Source organism: Mesorhizobium sp. M0088 (genome assembly GCF_040322895.1).
Classification (GTDB): Bacteria; Pseudomonadota; Alphaproteobacteria; order Rhizobiales; family Rhizobiaceae; genus Mesorhizobium.
This window is the reverse complement of sequence record NZ_JAMYUI010000029.1, coordinates 20,751-39,883: the sequence shown is the minus strand read 5'-3', so window position 1 is coordinate 39,883 and position 19,133 is coordinate 20,751. Positions and strand designations below refer to the sequence as shown.

General features: G+C 63.6%; 17 protein-coding genes. 15 read left to right on the top strand and 2 right to left on the bottom strand.

All coding sequences use genetic code 11. The features are described 5' to 3' along the window. Positions 1-47: 47 nt before the first annotated feature. From NKJ67_RS28800 to purU, 8 genes are all read left to right on the top strand, one after another. Positions 48-992: a sugar ABC transporter substrate-binding protein gene (locus NKJ67_RS28800; protein ID WP_352584587.1), complete on the top strand. Its 945-nt coding sequence runs from the start codon at positions 48-50 to the stop codon at positions 990-992. Between the two features lie 82 nt (positions 993-1,074). Continuing rightward, positions 1,075-2,055 carry an ABC transporter permease gene (locus NKJ67_RS28795; protein ID WP_245465924.1) on the top strand — a complete coding sequence of 327 codons (981 nt, stop codon included), beginning with the start codon at positions 1,075-1,077 and terminating at the stop codon, positions 2,053-2,055. Further along, on the top strand, positions 2,052-2,834 hold the full coding sequence (locus NKJ67_RS28790; RefSeq protein ID WP_024501560.1) for an ATP-binding cassette domain-containing protein: 783 nt from the start codon (positions 2,052-2,054) through the stop codon (positions 2,832-2,834). Before NKJ67_RS28795 ends, NKJ67_RS28790 begins: the two co-directional genes overlap by 4 nt. Positions 2,835-2,850: 16 nt before the next feature. Then, a complete protein-coding gene (locus NKJ67_RS28785) occupies positions 2,851-4,032 on the top strand; it encodes an aldose 1-epimerase family protein (RefSeq protein ID WP_352584585.1) in 1,182 nt (393 codons plus the stop codon). A 49-nt stretch (positions 4,033-4,081) separates the two neighbouring features. Then, a complete protein-coding gene (locus NKJ67_RS28780; protein ID WP_352584666.1) occupies positions 4,082-5,164 on the top strand; it encodes a fatty acid desaturase family protein in 1,083 nt (360 codons plus the stop codon). Positions 5,165-5,182: 18 nt separating this feature from the next. Further along, the gene (locus tag NKJ67_RS28775) at positions 5,183-5,497 is read left to right on the top strand and encodes a MocE family 2Fe-2S type ferredoxin (protein WP_352584583.1); all 315 of its coding nucleotides are present in this window, start codon (positions 5,183-5,185) and stop codon (positions 5,495-5,497) included. 34 nt (positions 5,498-5,531) lie between these two features. Then, complete coding sequence (locus NKJ67_RS28770) at positions 5,532-6,332, top strand: 3-methyl-2-oxobutanoate hydroxymethyltransferase (RefSeq protein WP_352584581.1); 801 nt, start codon at positions 5,532-5,534, stop codon at positions 6,330-6,332. Beyond that, positions 6,329-7,210, top strand: a complete 882-nt coding sequence (purU, locus tag NKJ67_RS28765) for a formyltetrahydrofolate deformylase (RefSeq protein ID WP_352584579.1) — start codon at positions 6,329-6,331, stop codon at positions 7,208-7,210. The genes NKJ67_RS28770 and purU overlap by 4 nt, the downstream gene beginning before the upstream one ends. Before the next feature lie 9 nt (positions 7,211-7,219). Here purU and NKJ67_RS28760 read toward each other — a convergent pair whose 3' ends face one another. After that, positions 7,220-8,701 (bottom strand): HAL/PAL/TAL family ammonia-lyase, encoded by a 1,482-nt coding sequence (locus NKJ67_RS28760; protein WP_352584577.1) that lies wholly within the window; start codon positions 8,699-8,701, stop codon positions 7,220-7,222. Continuing rightward, positions 8,698-9,699, bottom strand: coding sequence for an ornithine cyclodeaminase family protein (locus NKJ67_RS28755; protein WP_352584575.1), 1,002 nt, complete (start codon positions 9,697-9,699; stop codon positions 8,698-8,700). The genes NKJ67_RS28760 and NKJ67_RS28755 overlap by 4 nt, the downstream gene beginning before the upstream one ends. 121 nt (positions 9,700-9,820) lie before the next feature. Between NKJ67_RS28755 and NKJ67_RS28750 the strand changes: the two genes are divergently transcribed. The 7 genes from NKJ67_RS28750 (at position 9,821) to NKJ67_RS28720 (ending at position 19,132) form a co-directional block, all read left to right on the top strand. Further along, positions 9,821-11,254, top strand: a complete 1,434-nt coding sequence (locus tag NKJ67_RS28750; protein WP_352584574.1) for a DHA2 family efflux MFS transporter permease subunit — start codon at positions 9,821-9,823, stop codon at positions 11,252-11,254. Positions 11,255-11,523: 269 nt separating this feature from the next. After that, positions 11,524-12,510 (top strand): ABC transporter permease, encoded by a 987-nt coding sequence (locus NKJ67_RS28745; protein ID WP_236382988.1) that lies wholly within the window; start codon positions 11,524-11,526, stop codon positions 12,508-12,510. A gap of 124 nt (positions 12,511-12,634) precedes the next feature. After that, entirely contained in the window at positions 12,635-13,660 is a 1,026-nt protein-coding gene (locus NKJ67_RS28740) for a sugar ABC transporter substrate-binding protein (protein WP_352584571.1), read from the top strand. An 81-nt stretch (positions 13,661-13,741) separates the two neighbouring features. Next, on the top strand, positions 13,742-15,865 hold the full coding sequence (locus NKJ67_RS28735) for an ABC transporter permease (RefSeq protein ID WP_352584569.1): 2,124 nt from the start codon (positions 13,742-13,744) through the stop codon (positions 15,863-15,865). Then, a complete protein-coding gene (locus NKJ67_RS28730) occupies positions 15,862-16,911 on the top strand; it encodes an NHL repeat-containing protein (protein WP_352584567.1) in 1,050 nt (349 codons plus the stop codon). Before NKJ67_RS28735 ends, NKJ67_RS28730 begins: the two co-directional genes overlap by 4 nt. Further along, the gene (locus NKJ67_RS28725; RefSeq protein ID WP_352584565.1) at positions 16,911-18,407 is read left to right on the top strand and encodes a sugar ABC transporter ATP-binding protein; all 1,497 of its coding nucleotides are present in this window, start codon (positions 16,911-16,913) and stop codon (positions 18,405-18,407) included. Before NKJ67_RS28730 ends, NKJ67_RS28725 begins: the two co-directional genes overlap by 1 nt. A gap of 317 nt (positions 18,408-18,724) precedes the next feature. Further along, a complete protein-coding gene (locus tag NKJ67_RS28720) occupies positions 18,725-19,132 on the top strand; it encodes a carboxymuconolactone decarboxylase family protein (RefSeq protein WP_352584563.1) in 408 nt (135 codons plus the stop codon). The last annotated feature ends 1 nt before the right edge of the window (position 19,133 follow it).

Here is a 19,133-nt window from a genome sequence, read left to right as displayed (position 1 = left end):
GCCGGCGGTGCATCCGGCTTGGAAGCAACAACAAGGGAGGAATTGCAGTGTTGAAATTCGGATTGAAACTGGCGGCGGCCGCGACTGTGTTCGCGGGCATCGCATTCGCCTCGCCGGCAATGGCGCAGGAAGGCCAGAAGACCTTCTACCTGCTGTCGCATGGCGGTCCGTCGGATGCGTTCTGGCTCGACTGGAATGCCGGCGCAACCAAAGCCTGCGACCAGCTCAAGGTGACCTGCAAGATCTCCTTCAGCGGCGGCGACATGGCGGCGCAGAAGGAGGCCTTCAATTCCGCGCTTGCGGCCAAGCCCGACGGCATCGCCACCACCTCGGCCCAGCCGGGCCTGTGGACCGAGGAAGTGAAGGCTGCCAAGGCGGCCGGGATCCCGATCGTGTTCTTCAACACAGACGATCCGGCGACCGGACGGCAGGCCTATGTCGGCGCCGATCTCAAGGAGGCGGGGGTCATCTGGGCCAAGTATCTTGTCGACCACAAGATGGTGAAGCAGGGCGACAAGGTGTTCCTGCCGGTGGAAGTGCCTGGCGCCAGCTATCAGCAGCTGGAGACCGAAGGCATCGCCAGCGTCTTCGATCCGTTGGGGATCAAATATGATGTGGTCGATTGCGGCACCGACCCGGCCGGCATCATTGCCAAGATGACCGACTATATGGTGGCCAACAATCCGCCGGCGATCATCGCGCTCGGCGATTCCGTCGCGGCCAGCGTCAAGCGGGTGTTCGACGGCGCCGGTGTGCCGGCCGGCAAGATCCCGGTCGTCGGCTGGGGCAATTCGAAGGAAACCGCGGAAGCCGTGAAGTCCGGCTTCGTCAACGCGGCCGCCTGGCAGTTCCCGTCTGCGCAAGGCTTCATGCCGGTGGCATTGCTCGGGCTCGCCGCGTCGGGCGAACCGATCGGCTACGACATCCATACCTTCAGCCTCTACGACGCCTCGAGCGTCGAACCGATCCTGAAACTCTACGACACGAAGTGAAAACCGGTGCCCGCGGCGCAGGCCGCGGGCACCATTTCAAAGCATGGTTCAAGCAGTCATGATGATCGCCGCAGAAGACGAAATGCCTGTCGGGAAACGTAGATCGAGCCTTATGCGCTCGCCGCAATTCTCCTCGCTCGTCATCCTCATTGTCCTGCTCGCGGTGTTCGCCATCGCCGATGCCAATTTCCTGTCGCCGCTCAACATCTCCAACATGATGGCGTTCCTGCCCGAGCTCGGCATTATCGCGCTCGGCATGACGCTGCTTCTGACGGCGGGCGAATTCGACCTGTCGGTTGGTGCCGTGTTCGGGCTGGCGCCGGTCGTCGTCATGCTTCTGGTGCAGAACGGAGGCGTCGATATCGGCATCGCGCTTCTGGCCGGGCTTCTGCTGTGCATCGCCATCGGCGCCATCAACGGGCTGATCGTCACCAAGATCGGCATTTCGTCCTTCCTGGTCACGCTGTCCATGCTGCTCGTGGTGCGCGGGGCGGCGCTCTACATCACGCAGGGCTTTCCGCTGAAATCCTGGGACCAGCCAGGCTTTTTCGTCACGCTGCTGGCCGGTAGCTTCAATGTCGGGTCGTTCCGGTTCTACACCTCGCTGTGGTGGTTCATCGGTCTCTCGCTGCTGGCGATCTACGTGCTGCGCTATGCCAAGCTCGGCAACTGGATCAGCGCCATCGGTTCCAACCGGAACGCGGCGGTGGCGCGCGGCGTGCCGGCGGACGCCGTCAAGGTGTGGCTGTTCATCCTGACTTCGGTCCTTGCGGGACTGGCCGGCATGATCAGCGCCTTCCGCATCTCGGCCGCCTCGCCGGTGGCCGGCACCGGCTACGAGCTCGAAGTGATCGCCATGGTGGTGGTCGGCGGCACGGCGCTGACCGGCGGGCGCGGCACGATCCTCGGCACCATCGTCGGCGCGCTGATGCTGCGCGCGATCCGCAACGGCATCGTGCTGATCGGCGTGCCGGGCCTCGCCTACAACATCTTCGTCGGCCTCATCATCCTCGCCATGCTCATCCTGCACGCTTTGCTGCAGAAGAACGCCGCAAGGGGCTGACGATGGAAGTTCTCCGGCTGCAGAATCTGCAAAAATCCTTCGGCAGCGTTCGGGCGCTGAAGAATGCGTCCTTTGCCCTCAAGGAGGGTGAGGTGGTGGCCTTGCTCGGCGACAATGGCGCCGGCAAATCGACGCTGATCAAGGCGATTTCCGGTGTGTTTCCGATCGACCGTGGCGACATCTATGTGCGCGGCGAGAAGGTCTCGATCCGCTCGACGCGCGATGCCATGGACCTCGGCATCGAGACCATTCACCAGGATACGTCTCTGGCGCCGGATCTCAGCATTGCGCGCAATCTTTTCCTTGGGCGCGAACCGGTCAAGCTGAAATGGCTGGGCGTGTTCGCGCCGCTCGATTTCGCCAAATTGCGCGATGCGGCGTCGGCGCTGTTGAAGCGCGTCGGCATCTCGAAAAAACTCGACGCCGATGCGCTGGTCTCGACGCTGTCGGGTGGCGAGCGGCAGTCGATTGCGATTTCTCGCGCCATGCAGTTCGCCGCCAAGGTCATCATCCTCGACGAGCCGACCAACAATCTCGGTGTCGAGGAAACCCATGGCGTGCTGCGCTTCGTCAAGGAGGTGCGCGACGCCGGTCATTCCGTGCTTTTGATCACCCACAACATCCACCACGTGTTCCAGGTCGCCGACCGCATCATCGTCATGCGCCGCGGCGAGATCGTCGCCGAGCAGACGGTTGCCGATACCGATCTCCTGACCGTGGAGAGCATCATCACCGGCGCCGACATGTCGGCCCTGCTGAAAGAAACGAGAGCGAAGTGAAGAAGTTGGCCGTCACATGGTAGAACTCTACGGCAAGACGCTTTCGCGCCGGCAGGTGTCGGAACGTTCGGGCATGCTGTCGCAATTTGCCGGCGTGCGGCTGATGACGCTTGGCGACGGTGTGGAACGCGGCATCCGCATGCTGGAATTCCGCACCGGCTCGGGCCTGCGCTTCACGGCACTGGTCGACCGGGCGCTCGACATCGCCGATTGCGACTATAGGGGACAGGCGATCGGTTGGCATTCGCCGAGCGGCTTTCGTCATCCCGGCCTGCACGATTATGGGGGGGAAGGGGGGCTCGCCTGGGCCCGCTCGTTTTCCGGCCTGCTTGTCACCTGCGGCCTCGACCACATATTGGGCCGCGAAGAGGTGCCTGCCGATAGCTACAACTACCCGGGCAAGAAGACCGTGATCCATTCGCTGCATGGCCGCGTCGGCACCATTCCAGCGCGGCTGACCGGTTATGGCGAGGCCTGGGATGGCGACCGCTGCGTGCTTTGGGCCGAAGGCATCGTTCAGCAATCGGCGGTGTTCGGCGAGGATTTGCATCTGATCCGGCGTATCGAGGCCGATGTCGGCGGCAACGAGATCCGGCTGTCGGACCGCGTCGTCAACCATGGCTTCAATCGCACGCCGCACATGTATTTTTACCACGTCAATGTCAGCCACCCCTTGCTCGACGAGGGTTCGCGCTATCTGGCGCCGATCCGCGACGTCGTCTGGGCTGGCCATGCAGGCGAACGCTACGAGGCGCAGAAGGTCGGCTACCGCACCGTGCCGGCGCCGCGACTGGGCTTCAGCGAGCAGGTCTGGCAGCATGAGATGGCGGCCGACGCCAATGGCGAGGTGCCGGTGGCGGTGGTCAATGACGGCATAGGGCTTGGCCTGGAAGTGATCACGCGCAAGGATCAGCTGCCTTGCGCCTACCAATGGCAGAATTTCCAGGCAGGGCAGTATGCGCTGGGCATAGAGCCCTCGACACATCATGTCTTGGGCAATCTCGCGGCGCGCGAGCGAGGCGAGATGATCTGGCTGGAGCATGGCGAAGGCCGTTCTTACGACGCGGTGTTCCGGGTGCTCGACGGCGCCGGCGCGATCGCGGCGGCCGAAGCAAAGATCGCGTCGATCGCCAGGCAGCCGCAACAGGATTATCCTGTGCCGTCGGGTAATTTTCCGGGATTGGCGGACAGGGCATGATGCGAAACGAATGCTCCGGCTGGCGGGCCGGAAATCGGAGGTCGATGTGATGGAGAAAAAGCGCGACTACAGCCTGGTCGGGGAAAGCACGCGCATCGCGATCGAGACCGGGCTGGCCTCGGCCGAGTGGTATCACACCGATGTGCCGCGCAAGGCGATGAAAGAGCTGATGCAGCGCTCGGACGGCCCGGCGATCCGCGATACGATCATCTGGATCGTTGCCATATTGGGCTCGGCCGCCGGGATCGCCTGGTTCTGGGGGACGTGGTGGGTGGTGCCGTTCCTGCTCGTCTATGGCGTGCTCTACGGCTCGTCCAGCGACTCGCGCTGGCACGAGTGCGGCCACGGCACCGCCTTCCGTACGCGCTGGATGAACGATGCCGTCTACCAGATCGCCAGTTTCATGCTGATGCGCAACCCTGTGACCTGGCGCTGGAGCCATGCCCGCCATCACACCGACACGATCATCGTCGGCCGCGACGCCGAGATCGCGGTGATGCGTCCGCCGGACCTGCTGCGCGCCGCACTCGCCTTCACCGGCATTCTCGATTTCCGCTATTCGCTGCCGACGCTGGTGCGCAATGCGTTCGGCAGCATCTCGCCCGACGAGAAAAGCTTTATTCCCGAGATGGAGCTTCACAAGGTGGTCACAGCCGCGCGCTGGCATGTCGCCATCTATGTCGCGGCGATCGCGCTGGCGTTCTATCTGTGGTCGTTCCTGCCGCTGGTGCTTATCGGCCTGCCGCGCCTCTACGGCAGCTGGCACATGGTGCTGACCGGCCTGCTTCAGCATATCGGCCTGGCCGATAATGTCACCGACCACCGGCTGAACACGCGCACCGTCTACATGAACCCGATCAGCCGCTTCATCTATTGGAACATGAACTACCATGTCGAACATCACATGTTCCCGATGGTGCCGTATCACGCGCTGCCGAGGCTGCATGAATTGATCAAGCACGACCTGCCCGAGCCGAACCCTTCGATGTGGCATGCCTATCGCGAGGTCTGGCCGGTGCTGCTGAAACAGCTTCAGTACGAGGACTATTTCCTCAAGCGTGAATTGCCGCCGACGGCCAGGCCATACCGGGACGAGTTCCATGCGCTGACCGTTCCGGCGGCGGCGGAATAGAGTTGCAGGAGACGAGAGATGGCCGACTGGGTTGAAGCGTGCGGCGTCAACGATGTCGAGGAAGAGGATGTCATCCGCTTCGATCATGGCGGCCGTACCTTCGCCATCTATCGCAGTCCCGATGACGAGTACTTCGCAACCGACGGGTACTGCACGCATGAGAAGGCTCATCTGGCCGATGGGCTGGTGATGGACGACATCATCGAATGCCCCAAGCACAATGGCCGCTTCAACTACAAGACGGGTCTGGCCCGAGGCGCACCGGTATGCGTCAATCTCGCCACCTATCCAGTGAAGGTCGAGGCTGGCAAAGTGATGATCCAGATCGGCTGACCTGCCGCCGAATGCAACTGAGGGAACCCTTTTGATGAGCCGAAAAAGACCGACGGTGGCGGATTTGCGCGCCATGAAAGGCAAGCGCCAGCTGACCATGCTGCGCGTGCTGACGATGGACGAGGCAGAGGCCGCGGAGCGCGCAGGGGTCGACATCGTCTCGGTGCCGCCCGAACTCGTGCTCAACCCGCAATACCGGGACGCCGCACCCAGCCTGTTCACCATGCCGGGCGACAATTTCTACGAGATCGGAACGGCGGACGATTTCGTGCGCTGGGCCTTCCGGCTCTACAAGGCCGGCGCCGACGCGGTCTATTGCAGCGCCGGCTACGCCACGATCAAGCGGATGGCCGATGACAATATCCCGGTGATCGGCCATGTCGGGCTGATTCCGTCACGGGCCACCTGGACCGGCGGCTTCAAGGCGGTCGGCAAGACCGCCGACACCGCCATGGGGGTCTTCGCTGCGGTGAAACAACTGGAGGCCGCAGGCGCCATCGGCGCCGAGATCGAGGTCGTGCCGGTCGAGGTCGCCAAGGCGATCTCGGAGCGGACGTCGCTGATCATGCTGTCGATGGGGGCGGGCACTGGCTGCGACGCGCAGTACCTGTTCGCCGACGACATCCTCGGCCAGAACCGTGGCCACATGCCTCGTCACTCCAAGGTCTATCGCAACTTCGCCGCCGAGTATGACCGGCTGCAGGCCGAGCGCATCGCCGCGTTCTCGGAGTATGTTACCGATGTCAACAGTCTCGCCTATCCCGAAAACAAACATGTGGTGCATATGGATCCGGCTGAGCTCAGCCTGTTCATGAAAAGGGTCGACAGGGCGTGAAATCTCAAGACAATAATGCGACGGACGACGCCGCGCCGGTTCATATTCTTACGCTTTCCTGCGAGGACCGGCCGGGGATCGTCGCCGCCGTCACGGCGGAGCTTGCCGCGACCGGCGCCAACATCGCCGAAAGCAGCCAGTTCTGGGACCGGCAGACCAATCGCTTTTTCATGCGGATCGCCTTCATCAGCCCGCCAGGCTCGACCAGGGACAGCCTGGAGCGTGCCTTGAAATCAAGTGTCGACCGGTTCGGCATGAAGACCGCGCTCGTCGATCAGGGGCGCCGCCCGAAGATCATCGTCATGGTCTCCAAGTTCGACCACGCGCTTCTCCATCTGCTGTACCAGATCAGGGTCGGCTGGCTGAACGCGGAGGTTGCCGCCGTCGTCTCCAACCACGAGGATGCCCGCCGCTTCGCCGAGTTGGAGGGCATTGCCTTCCACCATTGGCCGACCACCAGGGAAAACAAGGCCGAACAGGAACAGAAGCTGCTGGACCTGGTGCAGCGGACAGGGGCCGAACTGGTCATCCTGGCGCGCTACATGCAGGTCTTCTCGAAAGGCCTGTCGGACCGGCTGTTCGGGCGGGCGATCAACATCCACCATTCCTTCCTGCCGAGCTTCAAGGGCGCCAAGCCTTATCACCAGGCCTTCGACCGCGGCGTCAAGCTGATCGGTGCGACGGCGCATTACGTCACCTCCGACCTCGACGAGGGCCCGATCATCGATCAGGAGACCGAACGCGTCACCCATGCGATGAGCGCCGAGGATTTCGTCGCTGTCGGGCGCGACATCGAAAGCCGGGTGCTGGCGCGCGCGGTCAAGCTGCATCTCGAAGCCCGCGTCATGCTCAACGGCCACAAGACCATCGTCTTCTGAGAAGCCGCGTCAGGCCGGCCAACTGCCGCCGGCGAGCGCGGCGTAAAGCGTCTCGGCGTCGATACCGAGCGGCCGGTCCTCTTTCAGCATGGGGACGAGCGCGCGGATCGCCGTGTGAATAGCGGCGGTGCGTGGCGCCAATGTGAAGCCGTCGCGCAGGTCGATGGCCTGTGCGGCGGCCATCAGTTCGAAGGCGATCAGGCGGCGCCACAGCGCGATCATCCCGGCGCATTTTGCCACCGCCAGGGGCGTTTGCGTGGCGTGATCCTCGACGCCTTCCGACACGGCCAGGAAGTCGAGCATCACCGGATTGGCCTTGTGGCGGATGGCGGCCAGGATCGACGTCACCGTCTTCTGCAGCGGTACGAGGCCGGCCGAGGCGCCGCCGACCGGCGACAGATATTTCGGCAGGCCATTGCGGCCCGAACCGGTGAGCTGGATGAAGCGCGCTGCACTGGCCGCGGCACATTGGGCGATCGCCAGGCCGAGCGTCTCGAAGGCGAGCGCCAGCGAGGCTGTGTGGAAATTGCCGGTCGACAGCACCAGCTCATCATCGCCCAGCACCAGCGGATTGTCGGCGGCGGCGTTGAGTTCGATCTCGACAGCCTGTCTCGCCTGACCGATCGCCTCGATCAGCGCGCCATGGATCGACGGCATGCAGCGGATCGACAGCGGGTCCTGCAAGGTGGTCGGCGCCGGCGCGTCGTCTCGGGCGAGCAGATCGTGCAGCACCTTGGCTGCTTGCTGCTGGCCTGCCGCCGGACGCGCCATATGCAGGCGCGGATCGAGGATGGTGCGGTTGGCGCCGATGCCTTCCATGGTCAGCGCGCCGGCCTGCTGTTGCTGGGCAAGGGCGGACAGAGCATCCGTCACCGCAAGTGCGCCGCTGCCGGCGGACACCGCCGAAGCGTTGATCAGCGACAGCCCGTCCTTGGGCGCCAGGCTGATGGGGGCGAGGCGCGCCATCATCAGCGCCTTGGCCGCCGGCATGCGACGGCCCTGATAGTCGGCTTCGCCTTCGCCGGTGAGCATGCGGGCGAGTGCTGTCATCAGCACCAGGTCACCGGCTCCGATCGAGCCGAGCGACGGCATGACGGGATGGGCGCCGGCATTGAGGGCGTCGACCAAAGCGACGAAGACGGAAGGCGACAGGCCGGAGCCGCCGACCGACAGCATCGACGCACGGGCAAGCATGGTTGCCCGCACGGCTTCGACCGGCAGCACCTCGCCGACGGCGCCGCTGCGTCCTTCAAGCAACTGGCGCTGGAAGGCGCCGGCGTTGCCGTCGACCGCGGTGCCGAGATTGGCGCCGAGCCCGGTGTTGAGGCCATAGATTTGCTGGCCGGACGCGGCGGCCTGGTCGAGCACTTTTCGTGCCTTTTCCAGCCTGCCGATGACATCGGGTCCAACCTCCACCTTGCGCCCATCGCGGGCGACCGCAGCGACATCGTCAATACCGACGCCGGTTCCGGTGAGGACGAGCGCGCTCATGCGAAGCGCAGCCGCTGGCCGATGCCTTGCACTTGGGCCTTGGCCAGCATCGCCTTGCCCAGCGCAATATCGGACAGCGAAAGGCCGCGATGCCAGAACAGGATCGTTTCGGCGTCGCTTTCGCGCCCGGCTTTCAGACCGGCGGCAATCTGGCCGAGCTCGGCATGCAGCGTCTTCTCGCTCAGCCGCCCGGTCTCGACATGGGCGCGCAGCGAGCCGAACTTGCCACCCTTGCACTGGCCCCAATCGTCGACGACCATTTTCTGCATGATATCGGTCAATGACAGTTCCACCGCGCTCATGGTGCCGTAGGGCACGACCAGCGCGCCGGGCTTGATCCATTCGGTCTTCAGCAATGGCTGCGGCTCCGGCAACCGCGAGGCCTCGACGACAATGTCGGCGCCCTCGATGCAGCTTTTCCAGTCGGCGACCGCCGTCACCGTCTTGCCGAGATCGGCGGATAGTCTGGCGGCAAAACCGTCGCGGCTTTCCGGGCGGCGCGAATGGACGCGGATCTCGTCGAAATCGAAGAGATAGTCGAGCAGGCGCACATTCCAGTAGGCGGTGCCGCGCGCGCCGATATGGGCCAGCACTTTGGAATTCTTTCGCGCCAGATGCCTGGCGCCGATGGCGGTGATGGCGCCTGTGCGCATGTCGGTGATGACGGTGGCGTCGAGGATGGCGCGCGGCGCGCCGGTGCGCGGGTCGAACAGGTTGAGGATGCCGAATTCGGAAGGCAGGCCATGCAGGTAATTGTCGACATAGTCGCCGACGATCTTGACGCCGGCCGTGTCGAGCGGCGCGACGTAGCCGCGCAAGACGTTGAAATGGCCGTGGAAGGACGGGTCCGGCTCGAGATGGACGCGCGGTTCGACCACCGTCTGGCCCTTGCCTTGCGCCACCAGGCCAGCCTCGACGGCGGCAATGATTTCGCCATCAGTCATGGCAAGGGCGTCGATGTCGAGGGCATTGAGGTAGTCGATGTAGATGGGCTTCATGTTACGCGGACACTTTCCTCGGCCACCCCGTTCATCCCATAGCAGGCCAAGGCGGGACACGAAAGTTTGTTGCGAGGTCTCTGGACGCCGCCGGTGAGATGCTGTTCAAACCGGTTCCGTCATGACAGCCGTTCCCGAGACCGCAACCTTACCCGAAACGGCCACCAATGCGCGGCGCGTGGCGCTGATTGTCGCCATCGCTTTCTTCATGCAGTTTCTGGATTCGACGATCATCTCGACCTCGCTGCCGCAGATGGGGGCTTCCTTCGGCGTGTCGGCGGTGGCGATCAGCATCGGCATCACCGTCTACATGCTGACCATGGCCGTATTCGTGCCGCTGTCGGGCTGGCTCGCCGACCGGTTCGGCGCACGCAACATCTTCCTGCTGGCGATCGTCCTGTTCACCCTGGCCTCGCTTGCCTGCGGCGTCTCGCAAAACCTGACCCAGTTCGTCGCCGCACGTGTCGTGCAAGGGCTCGGCAGCGCGCTGATGACGCCGGTCGGGCGCATCCTGGTACTGCGTAATGCGTCGAAGTCGGAGCTGCTGAACGCCACGGCACTGATCACCTGGCCGGCGCTGTTTGCGCCGGTGATCGGGCCGGTGCTCGGCGGCTTCATCACCACCTATCTGTCCTGGCACTGGAATTTCTTCATCAACATCCCGCTTGGCGTGGTCGGGTTGGTGCTGGTCGCCCGCTTCATTCCGGGCGATCGCGAAGCCGACCCCAAGCCGCTCGACTGGCCGGGTTTTTTCCTGACATCGGCGGGGCTTGCCTTGCTTCTCTATGGCCTTGAACGCATTGCTCATCCGGAGGACGGCGTTTTACCGACGGTGCTGCTGGTCGTAGCCGGCATCGTCATCGGCTGGCTGGCGGTGCGGCATCTCAGGCGCGCGCCGCATCCGCTGCTCGATCTCTCCTCGTTCAAGGTGCTGACCTTCGCCATCTCGACGCTTGCCGCCGGCACCATTTTCCGGGTGGCGATCAACGCCACGCCATTCCTGTTGCCGCTGCTGTTCCAGGTCGGCTTTGGCCTCTCGTCCGTCGATGCCGGCTTGATGATCCTGGCCTATTTCCTCGGCAATCTCGGCATGAAGACGGTGACGACACCAACGCTGCGCCGTTTCGGCTTCCGGTCGGTGCTGGTCGTCAACGGCCTGATCGCTTCGGCGGCGATCATGGCATGTGCTGCGATCTCGCCGCAGACGCCACAGGTGCTGGTGGTGGCGCTGATGCTGAGCGCCGGCCTGTCGCGCTCGATGCAGTTCACCGCGCTCAACACACTGGCCTTCGCCGACATCGATGCGGCGCAACGAAGCTCGGCGGCGACGCTGTCCTCGATGCTGCAGCAGGTGGCGATGCTGTTCGGCGTCGCGGTGGCGGCGGCGATCCTCAATTTGTCGCAGATCGCCAGGGACCGGCCGGCCCTCGATCTTGTGGATTTTCGAGTAGCCTTCCTGGCGATCGGCGCCATCGGGCTGGTGGCGGCGTTGCGTTTTCTCGTGCTGCCGCCAGGTGCGGGCGCGGAGGTTTCCGGCCACTCGCCGGGAAATTGAGATCGATTTTTCCGCCTGATGCGGAGATAAATTCCGTCTTGTCCTTTCGCCTTGGTGCAGCCTTTTCGCGAGTGGCGGCTATGGCGCAAGCAATTGCCAAAAGTGCAGAGTTTTCCGAGCATTGCGCCAGCTTCGGCAATCGATGCGTCCATTTGGCAAATATCGTTGCCGGCCGGGGTTCCGAGCGCGGATTCATTTGACGAACCGGCGTTGGGCCGATTAGCGTTCTTCCCAGGGATGGCAGCGCTGCCATCGGGGCAAACGCAGACATGAACACGATCGGCTGGCCGAATTTCAGGAGCCTGAATCAGGAAGGCATTGTCTTTGCCATAGCGGTGGTGCTGTTCGTTGCAGCGGCCATAGGCCTGCCAGGTTTCATCGACCCCAACAATCTCGTCGCCATCGTCCGCTCGGTGTCGGTGCTGGGCATCCTTGCGCTCGGCATGGCCGTCGTCATCATCGGACGCGGCATCGACCTCTCCGCCGTGGCGATCATGGCGATGTCTGTCGCCTGGTATCTGCAACTTCTGAATTCGGGAACGCCGGACGGGCTGGCCTTCGCCTATGTGCTGGCCGGTGTGCTGGCCATCGGCCTGCTCAACGGCTTTCTCGTCGCCTATGCCGATGTGCCCGCGATCTTCGTGACGCTGGCGACAGGCTCCTTCGTCTTCGGCTATGTGCGCTCGCAGCTGATCACGCAGGATGCGGTGCCGGTGCCGCAGGGCCACTGGGTCGAGCTGCTCGGCGGCCTGCGCTTCCTCGATATTCCGGTCGAGGTGTTCGTCTTTGCCGGCCTCGCCTTCCTCTTCTTCCTGTTCCTGCGCTACACCAAATGGGGCCGCTACATCTACTTCGCCGGCGACAATCCGGTTGCCGCCCGCAACATCGGCATTCCGGTGCGGCCGATGCTGGTGCTGCGCTATGTGCTTTCCGCTTTCGTCGCACTGGTCGCCGGCCTGCTGACGGCGGCGAGCCTGCATTCGATCAACACCCGCGTCGTCAATTCGACGCTGCTCTACGACATCGTGCTGGTCGCCGTGATCGGCGGCATCGGCCTTTCGGGCGGGCGGGGCGGGGTGCGCAACGTGCTGGTGGGGGCGGCACTGATCGGCATCCTGCTCAACGCCATGACCATCATCGACATCCCGCTGCTCTACCAGAACCTGATCAAGGCCGCGATCCTGCTCGGCGCCATCATCGTCGACGGCATCATCAACCCACGTGACGAACAGACCGCCCAGCAGGGCGACATCTAGAGCATGATCCCGAAAAGTGGAAACCGGTTTTCGGAAAAGATCATGCTCAAACAAGAGAGTACCTGAACTGCGGCGGACGGTTGGGGCCGGCCGCTGATAACAAAACCAAACCAGAGGATGTGACATGAAACTGATCAGAACACTCATGGCAGCGGCCACGGCGCTTGCCCTTACCGCCTTCGTGGCGCCAACCTTTGCCGCCGACGATCCTGGCCCGGCGGCTTACGCACAGGCGCTCAAGGGCAAGCGCGTCATGCTGGTGCCGATGGCGATGGGTTTCGACCTGGCACAGGGCTGGACGCATTTCCTGAAGAAGGAAGTCGAAGCCTGGGGCGGCACCTTCGAGACACGCGATCCGAACTGGGTCGTCGACGCCGGCGCGCAAGCGATCACCGACGCGATCTCGTCGGACACCAGGCCGGATGTGCTGATCATCCATTCGCCGGACCTCAATTCCTATGCCAAGCTGATGAAGAAGGCGCAAGCCGCCGGCACCTATGTGATTTTGGTCGACAATCCGGCCAATTTCCCGGCCGACGCCTTTGTCGGCAGCGACTGGGACCGGCTCGGCCAGCTCGAGGCCGAAGCGGCGATCAAGGGCTGCGGCCCGAACTCCTCCAAGAAGCTCGGTTTGGTGCAAGGCGACCAGGCCAATTCGTCGAGCCTCTACCAATATGCCGGCATCATGAAGGTGCTGGACAAGAACCCCGACTTCAAGGTGGTGGCCAAGCCGGATTCCAACTGGGACGCGACCACCTCGCGCAACGTGACGACGACGATGCTGCAGCAGAATCCCGACATCTGCGCCATCATCGATTTCTGGGACGGCGATGCCACCGGCGCGGCTGCCGCGATCCGCGACGCCAAGCTCGACGGCAAGGTGTTCCTGGTCACCACGGGCGGTGGCGAGAAGGCGGCCGATTGCGACAAGCTGCAGGACGGCACCTATGGCGCTGTGGTGATGACCGATCTTGCCCGCCAGTCGGGCGACATGAACGCCATCATCAAGTTCCTGCTGCAGAGCGGCCAGCCGGCCGGCACCTCGCACACCTACATCTACACGCTGGAGAAGGCGACGACCAAGGCTGACCTGAAGCCCGATAGCTGCTGGGACTTGAAGGCCCTGCAGGCCGAAGCGGCGGCGAAGTAAGCCAAGCCTCTTCAATCGATATCGATGAGGTGGTCGGATTGCTGGCCACCTCTCTGTCTTTTCTCTTGCAGCAGTGACCTGATGTCCTTTCGCGAACGGCTCCAGTCCTGGCGCTACAATCTCGTGCCCGACCATGTCGTCGGCGAGATCCTGACCAAGCGCTGGACCGACAACGCCATTCCGTTCCTGGCGCTGGTGGCGACGCTGGCAACCTTCGGCTCGCTCATCCCGGGCTTCTTCAAGCTGACGGCGCTGCAGGATTCGACCCGTCAGCTCGGCGAGTTCTCGCTGATCGTCACCGGCATGACGGTGGTCATGCTGGGCGGCGGCATCGACCTGTCGGTCGGTTCGATCTTCGCGCTCTCCTGTTTTTCCGCGGTCTATGTCTTCTTCATCCTCGATCAGTCCGTGTGGCTGGCGCTTGCCGCATCGATCGCCACAGGATTGCTGTTCGGTGCGATCAACGGCTATCTGGTCGGCTATTTCAGGCTGCGCGCCTTTCTCACCACGCTGGTCACCTTCATCTTCGGCCGCGCGCTGTTCGACATCCTGGTCACCACTTATGCCGCCGATGTGCAACTTTCCGGCGCCACCTCGGACGTGCTGGATTTCATCGGCGACGGCACCTTCTGGGGGCTGTCGGTCTCGGTGTGGCTGGCGATCATCCTGGCCATCGTCACCCATATCGCGCTGACCCGTTCACGGCCGGGCTGGCACGTGCTGGCGGTCGGCGGCTCCAGGCGCTCGGCGCACAATGCCGGCATCCGCGTGCGCCGCACCGTGTTCATGACCTACGTCTTCTCCGGCTTCTGCGCCTCGATCGGCGGCTTCCTCATCGCTTGCCGGCTGAGTGGGGCAGGGCCGGGCACCGGCCTCAATCTGGAAATCATGGCGCTGACGGCGGCGGTGGTCGGCGGCGTCAGCCTGGGCGGCGGCCGCGGCTCGGTGATCAAGGGGCTGATGGGCGCCATCATTGTGCTGACCATGACCAACGGGCTGATCCGGCTGGGCTATGGCACCGGCACCAACCAGATGGTGTTGGGCATCATGCTGGCGGTCGCGGTGACCATCGACATCCGCTGGCTGAAGAATCGCCACAAGGTGCTGAACGAGGTCTATGTTGCGCCGGTCTATCTCAAGATGGGCGAGACACAGTCGGCCGCACCAGGCTCCGGAACGCCCTACGAACTCGACAACCGGCTGTCGGCCGCAGAGCATATCGGGCTTGGCGAGCTGGAAGGGCCTGAAGACGTCATTCTCGACCGCGACGACAATCTCTATTGCGGCACGCGTCATGGCGAGATCGTCCGTTTCTTCGCGCCGGACTACGTCAAATCCGAAGTGTTTGCTCACATCGGCGGTTTCCCCCTGGGGCTGGCCTTCGACAAATCAGGCAATCTGATCAGCTGCGTCGGCGCCATGGGGCTCTATTCGGTCTCGCCGGATCGGGAGGTTAAACGCCTGTCGGCGGAGACGTCGCGTTCGTGGACCTCGATCGTCGACGATGCGCGGCTGCGCGATCCCAATGACTGCGACATCGCACCCGACGGGCGCATCTATTTCACCGACTCGACCAAGCGCTACGACGCGCATGACTGGGCGCTGGATTCGATCGAGAACCGCGCCACGGGCCGGCTGCTGGTCTATGACCCGAAGGACGGCTCGACGAAGACGCTGCTCGACGGCTACCGCTACACCAACGGTGTGTGCATGGCGCATGACGGCAAGTCGCTGTTCTTCGCCGAAAGCTGGGCCTGCCGCGTGCATCGCTACTGGCTGGAAGGACCGAAAGCCGGCACCGCCGAATGCGTCATCCGCGACATGCCGGGCTATCCCGACAACATCAACCGCGCCTCCGATGGCAATTACTGGATGGCGTGGCTCGGCATGCGCACGCCGAGTTTCGACCTGTCGCTGCGCCATCCCGACATGCGCAAGCGCATGACGCGCCGGCTGCCGCAGGATGAATGGCTGTTCCCCAACATCAACACCGGCGGCGTGGTCAAGTTCAACGAGAAGGGCGGCATTGTCGAGGCGATGGGCGACCTCACCGGTGGCGCGCACCCGATGGTCACCTCGATGCGCGAGCACAAGGGATATCTGTTCGTCGGCGGCATCCTCAACAACCGCATCGGCCGCTACAAGATCGCAGGCGCCGACCCGAACTGGACCAGTCCCGCTTCCTATTGGGGAGCAAAGCCATGATCCTCGATCCGGTGCTTGGCCTGTTTCGCGGCAAGGCGGTCACCATCCCGCCGCTCGACGGCGCTTTTCGCCCCAATACGCGGCTGGATGATGCGCCGGCTTTCGCCGAGATGACGGAACCAGACAATCTGCTCGTCGCCGGTGACAGGCTGCTGGCCTCCAGCGGCAACGCCATCCATTCGATTGCGGCTGGAGCGGAACCTGTCGTGGTCGAGACTTTTCCGTCTGCCGTCACCGCGCTGGCGCTGTCGCCATCCAGTGAACTGACGGTCGGGCTGGAAAGCGGAAAGCTGCTGATTGGCGGCAGCGACGTTTCGCTGCCGGCTGACCTCAGCTGCATCACCGCACTTGCCTATGCGGATGACGGCACGTTGTGGCTGGCCAATGGCTCGGCCGAGCACGCGCCGTCGCAATGGGCCGCCGATCTGATGAAGAAGGGTGCCTCCGGTTCGCTGTGGAAGCGAGACGCCGCGGGCGGTGATTTCCGCAAAGTCGCCGGCGAGATTGCCTTTCCCTATGGCCTGCATCCAGTCGGCAGCGATGTGCTAGTCAGCGAAAGCTGGCGTCATCAGTTGGTGCGTTTCGATGGCGCGACGGGCAGCCGCTCGACGGTTCTGACGCATCTGCCCGGCTATCCCGCGCGGCTGTCACCTTCCGCCGATGGTGGGGCGTGGCTGACCCTGTTTGCGCCGCGCAACCGGCTGATTGAATTCGTGCTACAGGAAACGCATTACCGTCAGGACATGCTGAGCCAGGTGCCGCCGGCCTACTGGATCGCGCCAGCGCTGGCCTCCAGCCGCAGCTTCCTCGAGCCGCTGCAATGCGGCGGCATCCGCACCATGGGCATCCACAAGCCATGGTCGCCGAGCCGCTCCTACGGGCTGGTGGTCAGGCTCGACCAGAAGATGCAGCCGCAATTCAGCCTGCACAGCCGCGCCAACGGCACGCGCCATGGCATCTGCAGCGTTGCGGAAAAGGACGGTCTTCTGTTCATCGCCTCCAGGGGCGGCGACTGCATCCTTTCCGTCGCCACGGGAGGTTTCTGATGGAACCGATTGTCCGTCTGGAGAATGTCACCAAGAACTACCGCGGCGTGCCCGCTGTGAAGAATGTCAGCTTCGACCTGCGCAAAGGCGAGATCCACGCGCTGCTTGGCGAGAACGGCGCGGGAAAATCGACGCTGACCAAGATCATCGCCGGTGTGGTCGACGCCACCTCGGGCAAGATGTTCCACAAGGGGCAGGAGATCGCCTACGCCTCGCCGCACGCGGCGCTTGAAGCCGGCATCGCCATGGTGTTCCAGGAGACGAGCCTGGTGCCGTCGATGACTGTGGCGCAGAACCTCTATCTCGGCACCGAAAAGTTCCTCAACCGGCTGCGCGGCACCTACATTTCGGCGCAGCAATTCCTGCAATCGCTGAACTTTCCCGTCGACCCGAACGCCATGGTGGCGACGCTGGGTGCTGCCAAGCGGCAGATGGTCGAGATCGCGCGCGCGGTGCACCACAATGCCGAGATCATCATCTTCGACGAGCCGACGGCGACGCTGACGCCGGAAGAAAAGCGGCACTTCTTCGCGCTGATCCGGCGGCTGAAGGCGAGCGGCGTCTCCATCGTCTTCATCAGCCACGCGCTGGAAGAGGCGCTGATGATCGCCGACCGCATCACCATCCTGCGCGACGGCGAGCTGGTCATCACCGACGACACGTCTGCTTTCGACCGCGACAGGATCGTGTCCGCAATGGTCGGGCGCACGCTGTCGGGGCAGATCTACCGGCAGCGCGACGAAGCGAAGCTTCGCAAGGCGGGCAAGAAGGTGCTGTCGGTGCAGGACATCTCGATGAGCAATGTCGTGCGCAACACGTCCTTCTCGATCTTCGAGGGCCAGATCACCGGTGTGTTCGGGCTGATTGGCTCCGGCCGCACCGAAACCTTCAAGATCGTCTCCGGCATCTACAAGCGCGACTTTCTGCGCGGCGGCGCCATCGAGCTCGATGACAGGCCGGTGCGCTATCTCGTGCCGAGCGAGGCGGTGGCCGACGGCATCGTCTATGTCACCGAGGATCGCAAGAGCGAGGGCATCTTCGAGACGATGGGCATTGCCGAGAACCTGTTCGGCGGGCTGCTGGCGGCGGGCCGCGAAAAGGCCTGGGTAATCAACGCGCAGGAAATGCGCGCGCTGTCAGCCGAATGGACGAAGACGTTGAACATCAAGGCGATCAACGACAATGCGCGCGTCGTCGAACTGTCCGGCGGCAACCAGCAGAAGGTGGTGATCGGCAAGGGGCTGGTGCAGCAGCCGCGCATCGTCATCTTCGACGAGCCGACGCGCGGCGTCGATGTCGGCGCGATCGCCGAGATCCATCAGATCATCAACCGGCTGTCCGACGAGGGCCTGGCCGTTGTCGTCATCTCGTCCTACCTGCCGGAGATCATGAACCTGTCCGACCGCATCCTGGTCTGCCGCCAGGGCCGCATCGTCGAGGAGTTTTCGCCGGCCGAGGCGACGGAGGAGAAGATCATGTACGCGGCCGTGCATTAGGTTTCCGGGCGGTGCGTACGTCGATAATTGGCCGGGACGTCCATCCCTTCGTCATCCACGGGCGAAGCAAGGAGCGTAGCGACGCGGCGCAGACCCGAGGATCCATGCCGCGACTTCCATGCGTCGCTGCGGCGCAGGATTCTGCTCCGCCGCACACTTCGAGAGACGTCACGGAATGGATCCTAGGGTCTCCGCGACGGAGCTTCGCTCCTGCTTCGCCCTAGGATGACGAAGGTGAGGGGCTGAAAACCGATTCATCCAAGGTGGTTGGCCGTAATTGCTCAACACTTGATTCAATTCAAACGAAAGGGAACGCCATGGCCACCACAAGACTCCTCAGCGATGCCGAGGTCGAGAAAATCCCGGCCGTGAAAGCCGTGTTCGACGACATCCGCGCGACGCGCAAATCTGATTTCGTCAACAATTTCTGGCGCGGGCTGGCCAATGATCCTCCGGCGCTGAAGCGGATCTGGGAGCAGTTGAAGGTGGTGATGGTGGCCGCCAGCGCCATCGATCCGCTGACCAAGGAGATGATCTACATTGCCGTGTCGACCGCCAATGGCTGCTCCTACTGCGTCCACTCGCACACGGCGGCAGCGCGAGCCAAGGGCATGACCGATGCGCAGCATGGCGAGCTGGTGTCGATCATCGGGCTCGCCGGCCAGACCAACCATCTGGTGACGGCGATGCAGATTCCGGTTGACCCGCAGTTCGAGGTGAAGTGAG